The sequence below is a fragment of the Natronorubrum tibetense GA33 genome (assembly GCF_000383975.1).
GTDB lineage: Archaea > Halobacteriota > Halobacteria > Halobacteriales > Natrialbaceae > Natronorubrum > Natronorubrum tibetense.
In genome coordinates this window covers 3077751-3094536 of record NZ_KB913017.1, presented here as the reverse complement: position 1 = coordinate 3094536, position 16786 = coordinate 3077751, and the positions used below count along the sequence as shown (strand labels likewise).

Here is a 16786-nt window from a genome sequence, read left to right as displayed (position 1 = left end):
GTCTAGAGCCGTATGATCGAGCATGTGGCTCGCACTCGTCAGTACCGAACTGCTCACCGTGATCGCGATGCTCGCGTTGCTCGTCGGGGTCCCGCTGTTCGTCGTCGGCGTGATCGCGGTCTTCTCGGCGTACGTTCGGTTCGACGCCGAACAGTACCTCGAGGAGGTCGAAACGAGGGAGGGCGAGCAGGCGAATCGGGACGACGAGCGGCGGTGAGCAGGCGAATCGGGACGACGAGCAGCCGAGGGCACGTGACTCGGGACCCGGCTGACGGGCGACGATCGAGCCTCGCTACGGCTGTTCCATCTCCACGAGCTCTCCGTCGGACTCCGCATCGGCCGGTTGCGAGTCGCGCTCCTCGGCGGCCAGATTCATCGTGCTGAAGACGTTCAGTCCCGCCTTGAATACCGCGAGCAGAACCGGGCCGAGGAACAGCCCCATGATTCCGAGCAAGTAGATCCCGCCGATGACGCCGATAAGGACCACCGCCGGATGGAGTCCCGACCCGCGATCGACGAAGATCGCCCGCAGGTAGTTGTCGACGATCGAGAGGACGACAACGCCGTACAGTAGCATTACGACCGCAGTGAGCGGATCGGCCGTGATGGCGAGATAGACGACGGCCGGCCCCCAGACCAGCCAGACGCCGACTGCCGGCAGGAACGAGACGACGATCATGACGACGGTCCAGAACGCCACGTTCGGAACGCCGAGCAGGTAGAATCCGAGTCCGCCTAACAGCCCCTCCACGACGGCGACGAGGACGTGACTGTAAATGACCGCCCAGGTGACGACCTCGATCTCGTCGAACAGTTCGTCGCGAACGTTGTCCTCGAGCGGTGCGATGTCGCTGACCCAGGCGACGAACCGGTCGCCGTCGACCAGCAGATAGTACAGGAGGAACACGAGCACGAGGAGCCCGAAGCTCATCCGAATACTCGCGTTCAGGAGGCCGACCAGTTCCTGTAAGACGATCTCGACGGAGCCGGAGAGCGAGCCCTCGATCTCCGCGAGGAGTTCGGACTCGAGTTCGTCGAGCACCTCCGCCTCGATGCCGAGTTCGAGCGCGGCGGTTCTGAGTTCTTCGACGGCGGCGAGTTCGTCGAAATCGTCGAGAAACGAGAAGACGGTCTGGAGCACGACGATCGAAAAGTAAATCAGTGGAACGACGGCGGCGACGATCGCAAAGGCGGTGAGCGCGAGCGCCGAGGGTCGGGCGCCAATTTGCCTCTCGAGTCGTTCGTGGGCTGGGTAGAGGACGAACGCGAGGAGACCTGCAGCCAGCACGTACTGCAACAGCGGGGCGACCAGCAGAGCGCAAATCACGCCGAGAGTGGCGAGCAGGAGGGCGAAAAACGCGGTTCGAGCGTCCATACAGTCACGTGTGGCGAACAATACGTAAAGATTGACATTTGGGATGCAAACGATCTCGAGAGCCGAATGCGATGGCTCGAGCGAGTCAGCGCGGAGAATAGACGAGTGCCAGTGTAGAGAGAGAACAAGCGCCAACGCGGTCGTGGTCCGAGCCGACAGCCGCTCGGGGCGTCAGTCGGTGATGTCGGTGTCGACCGAGTCGAACCGCTCGAATGCTTCCTCTGTGAGCTCGCCGGTAGTATCGATGATGTCGTCCCACGCCTCGTTGTCCGGCGCCGTGCCGAGCAGTCGGGCGACCTTCATAATCGAGAGATGGTAGACTCGCTGGCGTCCCGGCTCTTCCTGCCAGACGATCATGTTACAGGGAAAGAGGCCGCCGATCTTCATCGTCTCGTCGAGCGCTTGATCGGCGATATTGGGATTGCAGGCCCCGAGGACGTAGTAGGGATCTCTGTCGGCATCGACCTTCTCGTTCAACAGTTCCGACGGCGAAAACTCGACGGGAATGCCGAAGCCGACGTCTTCACAGACCTCGCGGACGTGTTCGATGGCGTCCTCGTGGTCCATCTCGAGGATGGCCTGTTTCTCGCCGAAATCCTCCGGGTCGAGCGTCGCGGGGTCGATTGGCAGTGACATACTCGCTCTTCGCCGTCGTGGCTCAAATACGTGTGGTCGAACGCGGCTGGCAGTCGGCGGATCGTGTCCATGAGCGGGAACCGGAACGCGGTTTGTGGAGTCTCACTCGGTGACGGGCCTCGACCGAGATATCCCGAGGAAACTGGGGGAAAACGGGAAACAAATCGTCGAAGAATCGGTGCAAACCGAGGCAACGAGCTGACCGGTTAATATCGATGAAGGTCCTCTGAACCGGTGTAATGAACCGATACCTACTCGTGGTCACGATCGCTCTCGTCGTCCTCGTCGGGGGGACGGCTGCAGCGACGGCACAGCCAACTAATGAGACGACAGCTCAGGGAGAGGGGCCGCCGGTCGACTTGCCCGACCCGGTTCCCGATTTCGTGACGGATCTGCTTCAGTCGATTAGCGACTTCGTTAGCGGCGTCCTCTCCGCACTCGGTGAGGCCATCCAACGTATCGTCCCGGCTGCCGGCGATGCTCCACCATCCGGTGCGTAAATCGTCGTGGATTCGGGTACCGAGAGTTGAAACATCTAACACGTTGACTACCGTTTTGACAAGAATTAGCGAGGACCGATTATTTTAAGCACCGCTGGTAGCACGGTGGCGTATGAATCTCCGCGTCGCGCTGGTGGTCCTCCTCGTTGGTTTCGGGACCATCGCTGCCGTGCCGATGGCGGCTGCCCAACCGAGTAGCTCGGAGTCGGCCTCCGTCGCGGGAGAACCGGAAGAGATCGACGCCGACGAGACGCGACTCGATATTTCGCTGGGGGAAGACGGCAGCGCCGAGTGGTCCGTCGAGTTCTGGGTTCGTCTCGACGATGACGAGAGCACCGAGGCCTTCGAATCCATCAGGGACGATATCGATGAGGATCCGGACGCGTACACGGACCAGTTCGCGGATCGAGTCGACGACACCGTGGCGACGGCGGTCAGCGCAACGGATCGGGAGATGTCGGCCGAGGAGTTCACCGTCGACACCGCTCGTCAGTCGTTAGGTGCCGAGTACGGAGTCGTCAGATACACGTTCACGTGGCACGGCTTCGCCGCGGCCGACGGCGACGAACTCCACGCCGGCGACGCGATCGAGGGGCTGTATCTCGACGACGAAACGCGGCTGTCGATTAGTTGGCCCGATGCGTACGACCTCGTCTCGGTCGACCCCGGGCCCGACGAGGAGCGTGACCGAACCGTCATCTGGCACGGAAGCGAGACCGACTTCGTCTCCGGGGAGCCCCGCGTCGTCGTCTCCTCTGGTGGACTCGGCCTCGGAACGATAGCCATCGGTGCGGCCGCGGTCGTCGTCGCCATGGGAGCCGGCGGGATCTGGTGGTACCGAACTCGTTCGTCCACCGCGAGCGAACCCGCAGACGCCCCCACGTCACCGTCCGCTGCGGCGGCGAGCGACGCCGATTCCCGGACGGTAGCCGCGGGGACCGACGCCACACCCGATCCGCGGGACGACCTGCTTAGCAACGAAGAACAGGTTCTCCGCCTGCTCGAGGAGTACGGCGGGCGGATGAAACAGCAGACCGTCGTCGAGGAACTGGAGTGGACCGACGCGAAGACGAGCAAGGTCGTAAGCGCCCTCCGGGAGGAAGGAGAACTGGAGTCGTTCCGTCTCGGACGCGAGAACGTGCTGTCGCTTCCGACGGACGACGAGGCCTCCGATACGACGCGTGACCCGGTACAGAAGGGGTGACCGTGTAGTGGGACGACGCTATGCAAACCCCGACTCCTCGGGTGGGGGTTGGCCGGCGACGCTTCGAGAGGCACGATCGAACGCCCACTGATCGTCTCGGCGGGATACGCTCGCAGCGGAACGCTGTCACTGTTCTCGAGTACCAATTTCGGTAAAACCGACGGACTGCAACGGATCGAAAATGGGAGAAAACGTCGGAAACGGTCGTTGAACCGGAGTAATCAACTCGGACGTATATCACCGGTTAGTCCGTAGGATGGGCTGTCATGAACCGACTACCGACGATCGTACTGGCGATCGCACTCGTCGTCGCGCTGGCAGCGATGCCACTCGGCGCAGCGGGTGCCCTCGCGGACGGAGACGAACAGACAGACGAAACGGAATCGGTTGCGCCCGGCGAACAGCTCTCCGGTGCGGTCGGCGTCCAGGAGGCGGAGATACAGGGTGAACTCACGGAGCGAACCTACGGCATCGAACTCGCGAACGCCCAATCCGACGACGAGCGAGCGGACGTCGTCGAGAAGCAGTTCGCTGACGCCGAGGATCGGTTCGCAGCACACGAACAGCGACTCGAGGAACTCGAGGACGCCCGCGACTCCGGTGAAATCACCGAGGGGCAGTACCGGGCCGAAGTAGCGACGATCGCCGCTGAAACGGCGACCGTCGAACGCCTCGCAGGGGATGCGAACGCAACCGCAGGCGAACTGAACGGATCGGTCCTCGAGGATCGGGGGATCGACGTGAGCGCGATCGAAGAACTGCAAAATAACGCGGCAGAACTCAGTGGTGGCGATGTCGCTGCAATCGCACAGTCGATTGCCGGTGACAGCGTCGGTCAGTCACCCGTTGCGGACCGCGAGCCAGGGGCCCCGATAGACACCCCAGGAACGGATCAGAGCAACGATGCCGCCGCTGATCGTGACGGTGATACCGAATCGGCCGACGATGACGCGGAGTCAACGGACGAGACGGAATCCGATAGCGACGACGCGGAAACGACGAACGAAACTGAGCACGAAGAAACCGACCGCCACAGTGGTGGCGAGTAACGATGCAGCGCGAACTCGCTACCGTGGGCGTCATTTCGTTGCTCCTCGTGAGCGCGTTCGCACTGCCAGTCGCAGCATCGAGTCCGAACAGCAGTGAGTCCGTCGAGGAATCGGCGGTTCACGTCGACCTCGAGGCAGACGGAGATGCCACCGTATCGTTGGTTTCGAGTTACGACCTCACTGATCCGGACGAGCGTGATGCGTTCGAGACGCTTCGCGAGGACGAATCAGCACAGGAAAAATTACTGGACCGGGCCGCTGATCGGTTCGATTCAGTTGCGACGAACGCGGAAGCCAACGTCGAGCGTGAGATGACGGTGTCTGCCGAATCGGCCGACGTTTCCGTCTCCGACGACCGCGGAATCGTGACGCTCTCCGTAACCTGGGAGGGACTGGCGGCCGTCGAAGACGACACGCTCGTTGTCACGGAACCGTTCGCAAGCGGGTTCGACGCCGATCGATCACTCGTCGTGACCGCACCAACTGAGGCGACGATCGAATCGTCGACACCGGAACCGACGACGCAAGACGAGACTCGAGCGGCGTGGGACGCCGAAACCGATCTCGACGGATTCGAGCTGACGGTTTCGGAAGCGACGACGGCGAGCGACGACGCGAGCGATGGAACTCCCGGATTCACCGGGAGTGTTGCACTCGTCGCCGTCGGTCTCACCGTCGCCTTGCTCGCCGCGAATCGTCGCTGATCGACCGATACACGGTCGGTCGCTAATCGGCCGATACACAGTCGGTCGCCGATCGAGCCGTGACCGTCCCGGTCGCGATGGATTTCTTCGTTTTTCGAACTCGAGTCACAACGGAACCGGCAGCCACTCGAGGTGCTCCAACACCGACGTGGGATCGAACAGCGGGTCGTGGACTACGAGCCAGTCGAGTAAGACGAGGCCCGCACCGTGAGCGATGACGGAGGGGAGGATGGAGTTGGACTGGTAATCCACCGCGCCGAAGAGGATGTCGGTCGGACCCGACAGCAGGAATTCGATCGGCGGTTTCCCGGCGTGGTGGATCATGTAGACGACGGGGCTGATGAGAACTGCCTTGAACCCGATCTCCCTGACGCCAACACAGAGCAGACCACGATAGTACGTCTCAGCGGCCAGCGCAAGGATGAATAGCTGGACTGCGTGCGGCACGAACTCTCCCAGCGCGGCCGAGGTCTCCCACATCGGATAGAACTCTCGGATCGTCGGCAGTGTCGAGCCGACCAGATAGAAGGGAAGAACAAACAGCGAGAGTAGCACCGCGTTGCGAACGGCGACGCGGTTGATGTTCCAACCGATGTGGTTCCCGTGTGTGAGACCGAGGGCGAGCGGGCCACCGATCAGCAGGAGTCCGTCGACCCAGACCCGTCGCTCGAGGTCGCCAGGAACGTACTGCATCCAGAGAATCGTCAGGATCGCACCGGTCAGCAGCGACTTCTGGAACCACGAGAGTCGATCGAACTGGTCGCGAAGCCACCGACCGCCGCTCCGGGCACCCTCGGTCGCCACGGCTAGTTACTCGTCCGCCGTCGGGATCGGTCCGGTGCCGATAACTGCTCGAACGTGATTTTCGAACTCCTGGTGGCGCTGGAAGTACGTCTCGTCGATGTCCTCGAGGATAGTCGACAGCTCCTGTGGCCCGTCGGGCGTCCGGACGACGCTATCGCCCTCGAGTCGATCGATCTCGCTCTTCTCTTTGGGCCAGACCAGACGGGACGTGACGCGGGCGAGGGGGGCGCCCTCGACGGGGGTCGATGCTCCGAGTATCACGGCTGGCTCCTCGTCGTCCTCGTCGCTCATGAACGGGGTTTTGCGAGCGCATCGATTCAAGCTTTCGTTTCCCGAGGGGCGGTTCCGGCGTCGTTGGTTCGGGTTCGATTCGCCGGTCGATCGGCCCGACAACGGTGGGTGTCCCCGTCAGTTCGGCGTGGCGTGACCGCTCTTTCGCACGACGTGTGTCTGACGTATCGTTTTGTGGTGGGAGTCCGAACACCCGTGCATGACAAGCCTGACCGAGGCCTACGACGGGAGCGCGGGGGAGGTGGCGAGCCCCCAGCGTCTGTACGCGGGGACGGCACTCGTCCTCGTCGGCGCGATCCTGGCGGTCGCGGCCGTGCTCGTGGCGACGACCGACCTCTGGAGCGGGCTCGCCGCATCGCTCTCCCCAAACATCGACGAGCACTTCGCGGCGGTCCGCCTCGCCGGCGTGCTTGCCGGTCTCGGAGTCCCGACCGCACTCGTCGGCGTCTTCATCGTCCTCCCGGCGGGCCGCCGGATCCAGGCCGCCGCGGCGATCAGCGTGAGCCTGTGTCTGCTCGGCGTCGTCCTCTTCTGGGGGGCCTACCCCAACGACTGGCGATCCTACGGCGACGATCACACGCTCCGCGTCTCCGCAATCTACCTTCTCGGCCTGTTTACGGCCCTCTGGAGCCTGTTCACCGCCGTCGTCAACTTCAAGACCCGAAACGATCCCGGCGGTGCACTCGAGATGAACGTCACCCGGCACAACCAGACCGTCGTCGAAGTCACCGAATCGAACGAGTCAACCGGCTTCGGCGGCATCGGCTTCTTCGGCGGCACGCCGGACGGCGATGTCGAAACGCAGACCAACGAACCCGAGTCCGGCGGAAAACAACTATCGTACGACGAATCTGCGAGCGTCTCCGAATCGAAATCTCGGTCGCCGACCGGATCCAGCGCTAGTACCGGGCGTTCCGGTGGCTCGACGCGTCCTCGAGCGCCGACCGCCGGTACCCCGACCAGCGACGGCGGGACGGCGGCGTCGGATCTCTCCTCGCCGCTCGACGCCGGTGACGGCCGCGACGCCGAAATCGTCGGCTCGGAGTCGGACACGCCGAACGAACCGACGGACCAGTACTGCGGGAACTGTGGCCACTTCGAGTACGTCCGTTCGTCCGAGGGGATGGTCCCGTACTGTGGCCGCCACGACGAAGCGATGGACGATATGGACGCCTGCCAAGAGTGGACACCAAACAACTGACACCGCGGTTTTCGTTTTCACGCTCGAAATTACTCGTTTTGGGACATCCAACCGCCGAGAGTACCGACTATAACAGCTCCTTCGTCCGCGGATCACATCCACCATATGAATGATACGGATCGCTGTACGTCAGTTCCGGTACAACCGCAGGACGGTCGCGGTTGCACCGGTACATCGCTACAGCAGACCGTATAAGACCGAAGAACAGCCAGGAGCTTCCAACAGCGATGGCCGTGTTACCGATCGTTCGACGCGACATGGTGGTCATACGCTACGTACTGTGACGACACGGTTACCGTACGCTACGTGGTGGCGCCACACGGGTAGGGACCCAAGTAGTCACGAACTCTCGTGAATAGCGTCACTGAGAACATCCGGCTCCGAGACGCACAGTGTCGACGGAGGCGCTAGATTCCGACCGCCTGCCGCCCTAGCTCGAGCCCCCACTGAGGAACCTCGTAGAGAACCATCGCGACGAGTACCAGTTCGAGGACGGTGATGACGACCGTCACGGCAGTGGCGTGTTTGCTGCTGACCGCGACGCCGACAGGCAGTCCGAACTCCTTCTTCCAGAGGGGGTAAAAGAGCGCGATGCCGCGTTTGCTCCCCGCCACGTCGAGTACGTAGTGGGTCAATACGCCGATCCAGACGTACTCGAGGTTTCCGAAGACGTACGGAAAGGCGATGAATCCGGCCAGTACCGGAAGACTGTGCAGCGTTTTCCGGTGTTTGCCGAAGGCCGTATCGACATCCGGAAAGAGGGCCCCCAGCGTTACCGGGACGCCAATCATAACGATCGTCCGGAACGTCTCGAGGTCGCCCGCCGGCTCGAGGAGGTAGCCCAGTCCGAGACTCAAGAGAATGGCGTTGAGAACGTGTCCCTTCTTGTTCATCTACCGCTACTGGAGACGCAACCGCCGAAAAGGTTTCTTTCGATGACTGTCATCGACTCGTGTCGGTCGCGCCGTGCGAGACGGGGGCGAGTGAGGGTCCGTTCTCGTCTCGAGTTTCGGTGTCGTCGGCTCGCTCGAGTCGGTGATCTCGACCCGAATTACCGTTCGGTGATCGCGAGCGCAGTAAAGAGCGCCAAGGCGACGAACTCGGCGACTTTGGTCGACAGGCCTATCATATCGTCTCGAAGGTGGTCGATCGTGACCTCGATGACGCCGCCCTCGTCGTCGTGGCTGTGACCGTGGTCGTCTCCGTTGTGATCGTGGTCGTCTCCGTTGTGATCGTGATCGTCGTCATGGCTGTGGTCGTGACCGTCGCCGTTGTGACTGTGCTCGTGCCCCAGTCCGGCATCGTCGAGACCGAGGGCTGGTTCGGTGATTCCCGCCGCGTGCCAGTCGGCGTAGCCGACGATCGGGAGAAACATGACGGCCGCACCCGCGGCGTACGCCTGTGCTTCTCGGAGCAGCCCCTTGGAGTACGTGTATATCAGGAGGAAGACGATCAGCGAGAGCGCGACGAAGGCAAACGGCAGTATCGAGAGCGAATCCCCGTTGACGAGCCAGTTGTACAGATCGAGTACGCCGAACACCAGATGAATGACCGCGGTGAAGAGCGCGAGAGCGCCAGCCACAAAGACGGCGTGTTGACGGTTCATACGCTCACTACCCTGTTAATTCAAAAGCCGGTTCTGGTCTATTCGTCGAAAACGGTCGCCGGCTGTCTGAAATTGTCGACGGAAAACACCCTCGCGACTGATGGACGCGCTCGCCGCCCGATCAGACGATCACTGAGCGTCGATCGCCTCGAGCAAGTCCTCGAGCGCCTGATCTACGGTTTTCGACCGGACGGTCGCCCGGTCGCCGTCGAAGACGTACCGATTGACCACCGAAAACGAGGACTCGCTCCCCCACGGACCGGCGTACGCGACGCCGATGTAGACGGTACCGACCGGGTCTTCCTCCGTACCGCCGGTCGGTCCGGCAACGCCGGTCGTGGCGATCCCCCACGTGACGTCCGCGACGTCTCGCACGCCGCGGGCCATCTCGTACGCGACGGGTTCGGAGACGGCCCCGTGCTCGTCAAGGGCTTCGCGGCTGACGCCGAGATGGCGTCGCTTTGCATCGTAGGCGTAGGTCGTCAGTCCGGAGTCGAAGTAGTCGCTCGCACCGGGGACGGCCGTGATCGCCGCGCCGATCAACCCGCCGGTACAGGACTCGGCGACGGCGAGGGTCTCCTCGCGGTCCCGGAGCGCGTCGGCGACCGCCATCGGCAGTTCGCGATCGATGTCGTCGTTCATCGTGCTCGAGTACAGGGTCCGGCGACGTGTCAAAGCACGGGTTTCACGAGAGCGGTTCCGCGGCGACGAACGGAAAGAACGACGGTCCGGGACCACCCTTTCTACCACATGGAGTACGAGACGCCGCTGTTCTTTCACGTCATGCAATACGCCGACCGGGCTGATCGCGACGTTATCGACATGGTCAGCGGGAACCCCGACTGGGAGCCGCCCCAAGCGCTTCGGGACGGCCTGCGTGAGTACGCCGACCTCGAGCCAGATCAGTTCCAGTACCCGCCGAGTGAGGGGCTGCTCGAGTTGCGGGAGGAGATCGCTGCACGCCGCGGCGTCGACGCCGAACAGGTGGTAATCACGAACGGCGCGGGCGAGGCGAACTACCTCGCGATGGCGCGGGCGCTCGAGCGCGACCGCGGTGACGAGATTATCCTGACCGATCCGGTTTATCCCTACTATCCCGGGAAGACGACGATGCTCGGCGGCACGCAGCGGTTCGTCGCGGCGGACGATGAGGGTCGCCTCGATCCGGCCGACGTGCGCGAGGCCGCGAGCGAGGAGACCGCGGCGATCGTGGTTAACTCGCCGAACAACCCGACCGGGGCGGTCTACCCCGAGGAGACGATTCGGGAACTCGTCGCCATCGCCGAGGAGTACGACGCGATCCTCGTCAGCGACGAGGTCTACGACCACTTCGACCTCTCGGGGGAGTTCTCGAGCGCGCTCGAGTTCGATTCGGACCACCGGATCGTCACCAACGCGTACTCGAAGTCAATGGCGATCACCGGCGTGCGCGTGGGGTACGCGATCTTTCCGCCCCACCTCGTCGAGAACGCCAAGAGCCGACACATGCTGGTCAACGTCGCCACGACCCGGCCCGGTCAGTACGCGGTCTTGGAGGCCCTTCGCGAGACGGATCCGGACTACTACGAGGAAAACCGCGACCTGCTCCGCAAGCGCGTCGCGACGTTCACCGACGCGCTCGACGCCGCAGGAGCGGAGTACACCACGCCGAAGGGGTCGTTCTACGTTATGGCCCGCTTCGACGGCTATCCGGGGACGCTCGAGAACGTGAAACGGTTGATCGACGAGGCCGGCGTCGCCGGGATGCCCGGGGAAGCCTTCGGCGACTCGCGGACGGAGTGGCTCCGATTCGCCCTCGTCACGCCGCGTGTCGAGGAGGCGGCCGAGCGGCTGGCCGCGTACTTCGACTGACTCGACTGCCGACCCTCGAGTTCGACGGCGAGCCACGTCGGATACAGGATCCAACGGCTCGTCGAAACCCGCAGTAAGTAATCGGTTCAGTACCTGTAACGGTCAGTACCGGGAAGGAGTTACCGCCGACCAGCCGGCGTGCGGTGGCGCGCGCTGAGTCGCGGTGAGTGGCTAGCGAACCGCGGCTCGAATATGCGCGAGGGATGAGCGAATAGTGCGGGACCGAAGGTCCCGCATACCATGCGAACGGGCGCTTCGCGCCCGTGAGCAGACGCAGTGAGCGAATCGGCTGGGGAGGACGTGGCGATTCCCTGTTGCCACGATAGCAGAACACTCGGTATCGTCCTAATCTCCTTTAATCACACCGTACAGTAAACAGACGTAGTGAGCAATCGACGGAGACCGCAACCTGCGCTCCGGCCGCAATACAGATACGAGCGGCCGAGAGTGTTGCAGGGAGATGCTGCTCGAGGCCGTCGTCGCCGCGTTCGTCCTGACGCAGCTGTGCTACGCCCTCGTCAACTGCGGACTGCTCGGACTGCTCGTCCGCCGGCCGGCGAACGAGGTCGACGAACGGACGCTCGGACGCGCCCTCGAGACGGTGAACAGACGGCGCGACCGACAACCGATTCAAGCCCGCGCCGACGGCGGCTCCGAACAGCCACCGCCGCTCGATCGAATCGCCGTCGACCCCCCTCTCGAGTACGGCCCCGGCCCCCGATGTCGGCTTCCCGCCGTGCAACTCCCGTAGATGCACGTCCTGGTGTCGGTCGGACACGACGAATTGAGACTCCTCGAGCGGACCCTCACGAGTATCGCCTCCCAGAGCTATCCGGTGTCGCTCGTGCGCGTGATCGTCGCGTACGACCCCCGCGAAACGGCCGCGCCGGAACTCGAGGGCGCGATTGGCTCGGGCCGACCGCCGGGGCTCGAGGTCGTGACCATCGAAACCGACCCCGATGCACTGTCAAGCGAGCGGTCTCCGGACGAGTGGTGTTTTTCCGGAACTGGTGTCTCGCAGCCCCAAGCCCGTGCGCTCACGTCCGCCTACGAGAGCCAGTCCCGGACGTTCGCGGACGACAATGTCGTCACCGTTCTCGAGGCGGGCACGCGACTGCCCGTCGACACGTTCGAACTCGCCGTCGCCGGGCTCGCGGAGTACGATATCGTACAGGCCAAGCGGACGGTCGGGAACGCCGACGACGGCGTCCTGCCGCTGCTCGAGTCGATGGCGAGTGCGGGCTGGTCGGACCTGTGCTACAAGTCGAGCAAGGGACCGTCCTACCTCCTGGGCTCGGCGTTCTTCACCGAAGCGCGCGTGCTGGCCGACCTGGATCGCTGGCAGCGCGAGGCGGACGGCGACGTGCCACTCGAGGACGAACGTGACTGGCCCGGGAAATCGGACCGAGAGACCGACGAATACTCGTGTCGGGACGGAGAACCGGCTGGCATGAGTGGAATCGACGTCGAGCCGGTCGGCGAGGAGGCCGAGGACGCTTCGAGCGGTGACGACGGTGCACACACTATCGAGGTGACGCCGACGGACTCCGTCGCGGACGACGAACGCGAGACGATCGACGTGGAGCCGTCCGACGAGCCGATCGACGGTCCCGACTACGTCCTCTACGGCGGGAAAGGCGGCGTCGGAAAGACGACGATGGCCGCGGCGACGGCCCTCGACAGCGCCCGCGCTGGCACCAGTACGCTCGTCGTTTCGACGGATCCCGCACACTCCCTCTCCGATACGTTCGAGACCGAGGTGCCGTCCGAGCCCGGTCGTCTCCGCGATGATATCCCCCTCTACGCGGCCGAGATCGATCCAGAGGCCGCGATGGAACGGGGACAGGCCGCCTTTTTGGGTGGCGGTGGTGGCGGAGACAGCACCGGGACAGACGACGGGAGCGCCGGCTTCGGTGGGAGCGATGACGCGTTCGGCGGCAGTGATCAGGGACCGTTCGGCGGCGGCACCGAGAGCGGCGGAATGGGTGGCATGGGCGGACTCGGCGACATGCTCGGCGGCGAGTCGCCTATGGACGCCATCTTCGGCGGCGCGATGCCGGGTGCCGACGAGGCCGCCGCGATGCAACTCCTCCTCGAGTACATGGACGACCCCCGATTCGACCGGGTGGTCGTCGACACCGCGCCGACGGGCCACACCCTTCGGCTGCTCCAATTGCCCGAACTGATGGATACGATGATGGGAAAAATTCTCAAATTCCGCAAGCGGATGAGCGGTATGCTCGAGGGCATGAAAGGGATGTTCGGCGGACAGGAGCCGCCCGAGGAGGACGACCTCGACGACCTGGACGAACTGCGAGACCGAATCGAACGGCTCCGAGCGGTCCTCCGCGATCCCGCGCGGACGGACTTCCGGATCGTCATGGTGCCCGAAGAGATGAGCGTCCTCGAGTCCAAACGCCTGCGCCAACAGCTCCGGGAGTTCGACATTCCCGTCGGCACCCTCGTCGTCAATCGCGTCATGGAACCGCTCTCGGACGTCACCGATGACGTCGAAGGCGAGTTCCTCCAGCCGAATCTGGACGACTGCGAGTTCTGTCAGCGACGCTGGGATGTCCAGCAGAACGCGCTCGCAGAGGCCCAGGACCTCTTCCGCGGGACCGACGTCCGGCGGGTGCCGCTCTTTGCCGATGAGGTTCGCGGGGAGGAGATGCTCGAAGTCGTCGCGGCCTGTCTGCGATAACTCTCAGGATCGCGGGAGCGAATCGGCTACCCGTTTCGCCTCGACTCGCGGCGCGAACCGGTCCCGTCGCGCTCGGCGGCCCGCTGTTGAACTCGAGTGAGAGCGCTGGCGAGTCGGCTGGTCGCGAGTGCCTCTCGCGCGGTAGCGGGCCGGGACTCCCGCTCGGATTCTTCAGGCTCGGTCAGCAACATGAGGCCGACGAACAGGCCGAACACGACGGATGAGACGCCCAGCCCACCGAGGAAGTGCGATTCGAAGGCCATGTAGACGTAGATCCCGGCCGCGGTACCGACGACGAACCCCTTCCAGGCCGTCCAGCGTCCTCTGATCCCACGACCGAGCGCATAGACCAGCGAGCCGAGGTACAGCGACCCGGCGATCACTCCCGTGCTGAGCAGCGGATAGAGATAGGAGTTGTGCGGACCGCTACTGGTTCCGGTGTCCGAACTGAGCGGCGGGTATATCGATGAGTGGTCGAACTCCCTCCCGATGCCGATCTGGGACCCGACGTCCGCAAAGCCGATCCCCCACAGCGGGTCGGCCGCGAGTAGCTCCACGGAACGCACCCACAGATTGATGCGACTCATCAGCGTCGTCTGCATCACCTCGGAGACGTGACCGATACGGATCCCCGCGTACAGCACGGCCACGCCGACACCGATACCCAGAAACGAGAGCAGTCGATGTCGCCCGGCGAGGACGATGATCGTGCCGACGCTCACGCCGGCGAGTGCGGCATCGCCCTCGCTCATGATCAGTCCGAGCACGCAGATGCCGAGCGCGACTATCCAGACGAGTCCGCCGCGAACGAGTACGGTGTACAGCGCCGCCAGACAGCCGATCATCATGAAAAAGCCGTACGGATTGGGGTTACTGAACACCGAGACGGTCCGGATCGCGTACAGTCCCATGACCTCCTCGCCGATGAAGTCGGGAAGGTCGGTGTCAGCCGTTCCGGCCCACCAGAGCACCAGTATTCCGACCAGGGCGACGGCGACGGCGGCCAGCGTGAGGGCCATCGCGAACGTCTGCCGTCGCCCCTCGACGAACCGGGGGAGGACGACCACGGTCGCGAACACCGCGAGTGGCGCACTGAGCGCGACGTAGAACAGTTCGGTTTGCGGCGCGTGGAACCGATACTGCACCATTAGTCCGAGCCAGTACCCGCCGAAGAGAACGAGAAATGCGGGGTCCGTCGACAGCCGAACGCCCGTAAACACCACCCCGTATACGGTGATCGCAGCGAGTACGACGGCCGAGAGCAGATAGCCCTGGTCCGTCGAGAAATACCACGTCGACGGTGCGATGCTGACGACGATCGCGAATACGGCGAGTAGCGGATAGTGTAGCGGAACCGTCGGAGAATCAGCAGGCGATCGGCCCCAGAGATACTCGGTGTCTCGCCAGTCACTCATCGGTACTGACCGTTCCGTATCCAACAACGGCTTGCTTTCGGTCGTTCTCCACAGGTGAATCTCCGCACCGAAACTGATACCGATGTGACGTTCGATACTGCCGGCCAGTTCACGCCGAGACAGTAACACCTAACCGTTATCTCAATCTGGTTGACCTATGACATCCCTCCAGCGAAAAGGTGTGATCGGATCGATCGCCGACGGAATCGAGTGGCTCCGTCGAAATCCGATACTGATCGTCGTGTTCTTGCTGTACGGCCTGATTGAGCTCGGTGCCGAACTTCTCAGCCCCGTCGGGGTCGTGCTCACGCTCGTCGGCTGGCTCCTGTTGCCCTACATCGACGGCCTCGTCCACGTGATCGGCGAACAGGAAGCATCCGGAGAGTCCGGGGATCTCGGGCGGGCCTCTTCGACCGTTCTCGCCCGGTACGTCTCGTTGATCGGTATCTGGATCGCCTACGTCGTGGCGGTTTCCATCGGATTCATCTTTCTGATTCTCCCGGGGATCTACCTCGCGGTTCGCCTCTCCCTTGCGTTTCCGGCCTGCGTTATCGACGATCAGGACGCGTTCGAGAGTCTCAGCACGAGCTGGTCGGTCGCGAAAGGAAACCTCCTGAAGCTGTTCGGCATCTTCCTCGCATCGCTCGTCGTCGTCGGTAGCGTCGGGATCGTCACGGTGCTGTTCACCGGTTTCGACAGCGAGTTCTACATCACGTTTCTGTTCCTCTCAGCTCTCCTGACCGCGGTCGTCAGCCCCGTCGTCCAGTTCGCCCTCGCTCGCGTCTACCTCGAGAACCGGCCAACCGACGAGACATCGACAACCGGTGACGACACCCGGGAGGACGATGGGTGGGGGTCGACGAGCGACGACAGGACGCGAACCGACCGCGACGACGACCGCTGGGACGACGCGAACTGGTAGCGGAGACCGAAGGCACCGCCCCACGTCGCAGTTACGACTCCGATCGGCCCTCCGGGACGACCGTCACCGGTCGATCGCTCGCGAGGATCACCGCCTGCGCGACGCTGCCGAAGAGGACCTTGCCGACCGGCGACTCGGTCCCGATGCCGAGCACGATCACGTCGCTGTCGACCTCCGCGGCGAACTCGAGGATCGCCTCGGCAGGTTCGCCCGTCGTCTCGTGGAGCGACCAGTCGACGCCGCCCGAATCGAGGACGTTGATTGCGGCCTCGGCCGCGTTCGGAAGCCGCTGGAGGTTCTCGACGTTCTCGGCCATCTCCTCGGCGAAGGTCTCGGAGAAACCGCCGGTAGCCCACTCGGCGTCCGGTGCAGAAACGTCGCGGTGAACGTATAGAACATCGACGGTACAGTCGGGCGCGGCCGGGTTCTCGAGGATCGACTCCGCTTGGGAACGCGCTCGAGCCTCGGTTTCGTCGACCGGGAGCAGGATGCGGTACATGGCCGTTCCTTCGGTCGCCTGAATTAAA

At 63.6% G+C, this 16786-nt stretch carries 19 protein-coding genes; 10 read left to right on the top strand and 9 right to left on the bottom strand.

Annotation, left to right across the window (positions count from 1 at the left end; all coding sequences use genetic code 11):
• The first annotated feature begins 22 nt into the window (after nucleotides 1–22).
• Nucleotides 23–217: a hypothetical protein gene (locus tag NATTI_RS0116060; RefSeq protein ID WP_006090565.1), complete on the top strand. Its 195-nt coding sequence runs from the start codon at nucleotides 23–25 to the stop codon at nucleotides 215–217.
• Nucleotides 218–292: 75 nt separating this feature from the next.
• Here the strand turns inward: NATTI_RS0116060 and NATTI_RS0116055 are convergent, their stop codons facing one another.
• Nucleotides 293–1375 (bottom strand): AI-2E family transporter, encoded by a 1083-nt coding sequence (locus tag NATTI_RS0116055; RefSeq protein WP_006090563.1) that lies wholly within the window; start codon nucleotides 1373–1375, stop codon nucleotides 293–295.
• Between the two features lie 171 nt (nucleotides 1376–1546).
• Nucleotides 1547–2011: a DUF302 domain-containing protein gene (locus NATTI_RS0116050; RefSeq protein WP_006090561.1), complete on the bottom strand. Its 465-nt coding sequence runs from the start codon at nucleotides 2009–2011 to the stop codon at nucleotides 1547–1549.
• 239 nt (nucleotides 2012–2250) lie between these two features.
• Here NATTI_RS0116050 and NATTI_RS0116045 point away from each other — a divergent pair, with 239 nt between their 5' ends.
• The 4 genes from NATTI_RS0116045 to NATTI_RS0116030 all read left to right on the top strand — a co-directional run bounded on the left by NATTI_RS0116045 (nucleotide 2251) and on the right by NATTI_RS0116030 (nucleotide 5468).
• On the top strand, nucleotides 2251–2511 hold the full coding sequence (locus NATTI_RS0116045) for a hypothetical protein (protein WP_006090559.1): 261 nt from the start codon (nucleotides 2251–2253) through the stop codon (nucleotides 2509–2511).
• Nucleotides 2512–2623: 112 nt separating this feature from the next.
• Complete coding sequence (locus NATTI_RS0116040) at nucleotides 2624–3715, top strand: helix-turn-helix transcriptional regulator (protein WP_006090558.1); 1092 nt, start codon at nucleotides 2624–2626, stop codon at nucleotides 3713–3715.
• A gap of 266 nt (nucleotides 3716–3981) precedes the next feature.
• Nucleotides 3982–4764 (top strand): hypothetical protein, encoded by a 783-nt coding sequence (locus NATTI_RS0116035; protein ID WP_006090557.1) that lies wholly within the window; start codon nucleotides 3982–3984, stop codon nucleotides 4762–4764.
• Nucleotides 4765–4766: 2 nt separating this feature from the next.
• The gene (locus NATTI_RS0116030; protein WP_006090555.1) at nucleotides 4767–5468 is read left to right on the top strand and encodes a DUF7345 domain-containing protein; all 702 of its coding nucleotides are present in this window, start codon (nucleotides 4767–4769) and stop codon (nucleotides 5466–5468) included.
• A gap of 105 nt (nucleotides 5469–5573) precedes the next feature.
• On the opposite strand, the gene NATTI_RS0116025 is transcribed toward NATTI_RS0116030, so the two are convergent.
• Nucleotides 5574–6272: a CPBP family glutamic-type intramembrane protease gene (locus tag NATTI_RS0116025; RefSeq protein WP_006090553.1), complete on the bottom strand. Its 699-nt coding sequence runs from the start codon at nucleotides 6270–6272 to the stop codon at nucleotides 5574–5576.
• Between the two features lie 6 nt (nucleotides 6273–6278).
• The gene (locus NATTI_RS0116020) at nucleotides 6279–6563 is read right to left on the bottom strand and encodes a DUF5789 family protein (RefSeq protein WP_006090551.1); all 285 of its coding nucleotides are present in this window, start codon (nucleotides 6561–6563) and stop codon (nucleotides 6279–6281) included.
• A gap of 199 nt (nucleotides 6564–6762) precedes the next feature.
• On the opposite strand from NATTI_RS0116020, the gene NATTI_RS0116010 reads away from it, so the two are divergent.
• Entirely contained in the window at nucleotides 6763–7764 is a 1002-nt protein-coding gene (locus tag NATTI_RS0116010; RefSeq protein ID WP_006090550.1) for a DUF7139 domain-containing protein, read from the top strand.
• Nucleotides 7765–8171: 407 nt separating this feature from the next.
• On the opposite strand, the gene NATTI_RS0116005 is transcribed toward NATTI_RS0116010, so the two are convergent.
• The 3 genes from NATTI_RS0116005 to NATTI_RS0115995 all read right to left on the bottom strand — a co-directional run bounded on the left by NATTI_RS0116005 (nucleotide 8172) and on the right by NATTI_RS0115995 (nucleotide 10012).
• Entirely contained in the window at nucleotides 8172–8657 is a 486-nt protein-coding gene (locus tag NATTI_RS0116005; protein WP_006090548.1) for a metal-dependent hydrolase, read from the bottom strand.
• 158 nt (nucleotides 8658–8815) lie between these two features.
• Nucleotides 8816–9370, bottom strand: coding sequence for a hypothetical protein (locus NATTI_RS0116000; protein ID WP_006090547.1), 555 nt, complete (start codon nucleotides 9368–9370; stop codon nucleotides 8816–8818).
• 129 nt (nucleotides 9371–9499) lie between these two features.
• Nucleotides 9500–10012: a CinA family protein gene (locus NATTI_RS0115995; protein ID WP_006090545.1), complete on the bottom strand. Its 513-nt coding sequence runs from the start codon at nucleotides 10010–10012 to the stop codon at nucleotides 9500–9502.
• A gap of 108 nt (nucleotides 10013–10120) precedes the next feature.
• On the opposite strand from NATTI_RS0115995, the gene NATTI_RS0115990 reads away from it, so the two are divergent.
• The 3 genes from NATTI_RS0115990 to NATTI_RS26795 all read left to right on the top strand — a co-directional run bounded on the left by NATTI_RS0115990 (nucleotide 10121) and on the right by NATTI_RS26795 (nucleotide 13922).
• The gene (locus tag NATTI_RS0115990; protein ID WP_006090544.1) at nucleotides 10121–11221 is read left to right on the top strand and encodes a pyridoxal phosphate-dependent aminotransferase; all 1101 of its coding nucleotides are present in this window, start codon (nucleotides 10121–10123) and stop codon (nucleotides 11219–11221) included.
• Nucleotides 11222–11681: 460 nt separating this feature from the next.
• A complete protein-coding gene (locus tag NATTI_RS0115985) occupies nucleotides 11682–11972 on the top strand; it encodes a hypothetical protein (protein ID WP_006090543.1) in 291 nt (96 codons plus the stop codon).
• A 699-nt stretch (nucleotides 11973–12671) separates the two neighbouring features.
• On the top strand, nucleotides 12672–13922 hold the full coding sequence (locus tag NATTI_RS26795; RefSeq protein WP_027119186.1) for an ArsA family ATPase: 1251 nt from the start codon (nucleotides 12672–12674) through the stop codon (nucleotides 13920–13922).
• 26 nt (nucleotides 13923–13948) lie between these two features.
• On the opposite strand, the gene NATTI_RS0115975 is transcribed toward NATTI_RS26795, so the two are convergent.
• Nucleotides 13949–15337 carry an O-antigen ligase family protein gene (locus NATTI_RS0115975; RefSeq protein WP_006090539.1) on the bottom strand — a complete coding sequence of 463 codons (1389 nt, stop codon included), beginning with the start codon at nucleotides 15335–15337 and terminating at the stop codon, nucleotides 13949–13951.
• Between the two features lie 157 nt (nucleotides 15338–15494).
• Here NATTI_RS0115975 and NATTI_RS0115970 point away from each other — a divergent pair, with 157 nt between their 5' ends.
• Complete coding sequence (locus NATTI_RS0115970; RefSeq protein WP_019991949.1) at nucleotides 15495–16259, top strand: DUF7847 domain-containing protein; 765 nt, start codon at nucleotides 15495–15497, stop codon at nucleotides 16257–16259.
• 31 nt (nucleotides 16260–16290) lie between these two features.
• Here the strand turns inward: NATTI_RS0115970 and NATTI_RS0115965 are convergent, their stop codons facing one another.
• Nucleotides 16291–16758: a universal stress protein gene (locus NATTI_RS0115965; RefSeq protein ID WP_006090536.1), complete on the bottom strand. Its 468-nt coding sequence runs from the start codon at nucleotides 16756–16758 to the stop codon at nucleotides 16291–16293.
• Nucleotides 16759–16786: the final 28 nt, after the last annotated feature.

Coding starts and splice junctions, on each gene's coding strand:
- NATTI_RS0115985 (WP_006090543.1), top strand. CDS start 11,682: ATGCTGCTCGAGGCCGTCGTCGCCGCGTTCGTCCTGACGCAGCTGTGC.
- NATTI_RS0115970 (WP_019991949.1), top strand. CDS start 15,495: ATGACATCCCTCCAGCGAAAAGGTGTGATCGGATCGATCGCCGACGGA.
- NATTI_RS0116030 (WP_006090555.1), top strand. CDS start 4,767: ATGCAGCGCGAACTCGCTACCGTGGGCGTCATTTCGTTGCTCCTCGTG.
- NATTI_RS0115990 (WP_006090544.1), top strand. CDS start 10,121: ATGGAGTACGAGACGCCGCTGTTCTTTCACGTCATGCAATACGCCGAC.
- NATTI_RS0116040 (WP_006090558.1), top strand. CDS start 2,624: ATGAATCTCCGCGTCGCGCTGGTGGTCCTCCTCGTTGGTTTCGGGACC.
- NATTI_RS0116020 (WP_006090551.1), bottom strand. CDS start 6,563: ATGAGCGACGAGGACGACGAGGAGCCAGCCGTGATACTCGGAGCATCG.
- NATTI_RS0115965 (WP_006090536.1), bottom strand. CDS start 16,758: ATGTACCGCATCCTGCTCCCGGTCGACGAAACCGAGGCTCGAGCGCGT.
- NATTI_RS0116060 (WP_006090565.1), top strand. CDS start 23: ATGTGGCTCGCACTCGTCAGTACCGAACTGCTCACCGTGATCGCGATG.
- NATTI_RS0116005 (WP_006090548.1), bottom strand. CDS start 8,657: ATGAACAAGAAGGGACACGTTCTCAACGCCATTCTCTTGAGTCTCGGA.
- NATTI_RS0116055 (WP_006090563.1), bottom strand. CDS start 1,375: ATGGACGCTCGAACCGCGTTTTTCGCCCTCCTGCTCGCCACTCTCGGC.
- NATTI_RS26795 (WP_027119186.1), top strand. CDS start 12,672: ATGAGTGGAATCGACGTCGAGCCGGTCGGCGAGGAGGCCGAGGACGCT.
- NATTI_RS0115975 (WP_006090539.1), bottom strand. CDS start 15,337: ATGAGTGACTGGCGAGACACCGAGTATCTCTGGGGCCGATCGCCTGCT.
- NATTI_RS0116035 (WP_006090557.1), top strand. CDS start 3,982: ATGAACCGACTACCGACGATCGTACTGGCGATCGCACTCGTCGTCGCG.
- NATTI_RS0116045 (WP_006090559.1), top strand. CDS start 2,251: ATGAACCGATACCTACTCGTGGTCACGATCGCTCTCGTCGTCCTCGTC.
- NATTI_RS0115995 (WP_006090545.1), bottom strand. CDS start 10,012: ATGAACGACGACATCGATCGCGAACTGCCGATGGCGGTCGCCGACGCG.
- NATTI_RS0116050 (WP_006090561.1), bottom strand. CDS start 2,011: ATGTCACTGCCAATCGACCCCGCGACGCTCGACCCGGAGGATTTCGGC.
- NATTI_RS0116010 (WP_006090550.1), top strand. CDS start 6,763: ATGACAAGCCTGACCGAGGCCTACGACGGGAGCGCGGGGGAGGTGGCG.
- NATTI_RS0116000 (WP_006090547.1), bottom strand. CDS start 9,370: ATGAACCGTCAACACGCCGTCTTTGTGGCTGGCGCTCTCGCGCTCTTC.